1 pseudogene is annotated in these 438 nt (G+C 74.0%); it reads left to right on the forward strand.

The window, feature by feature from the left end:
* Positions 1–18: 18 nt before the first annotated feature.
* Positions 19–438, forward strand: a pseudogene (locus IG05_RS47460) (hypothetical protein); the annotation flags it as partial.

Below are 438 nucleotides of genomic sequence, written 5' to 3' on the forward strand. Positions count from 1 at the left end.
AGCGGTACGAACGCGCACGTGATCCTGGAGGCACCTGCCCCGGACCCGGCCGAGGAGGCGTCGCCCGAGTCCCCTGCCACCCCTGCGGCCTCGGTGCCGTGGCTGCTGTCGGCCAAGTCCGAGCAGGCGCTCCGGGCCCAGGCCCGCAGGCTGCAGGCGTACGCGGCCAAGGCCCCCGACGCGGACGGAATCGGCGCCGCGCTCGCCGCGCGGACCCGGTTCGCCCACCGGGCCATGGTGACCGGACCGGAGGCACTGGCGGCCCTGGTGCGCGGGGAGGCGCATCCCGGGCTGGTGACCGGCGAGGCCCGTGACTCGGGCAGGTCGGCGTTCGTGTTCTCTGGTCAGGGTGGTCAGTGGGTGGGGATGGGGCGGGGTTTGTACCGCGAGTTTCCGGTGTTCGCGCGGGTGTTGGACGAGGTGTGCGGTTTGTTGGGG

The sequence above is a fragment of the Streptomyces sp. NRRL S-1022 genome (genome assembly GCF_000720135.1).
In the GTDB taxonomy this organism is placed as follows: domain Bacteria; phylum Actinomycetota; class Actinomycetes; order Streptomycetales; family Streptomycetaceae; genus Streptomyces.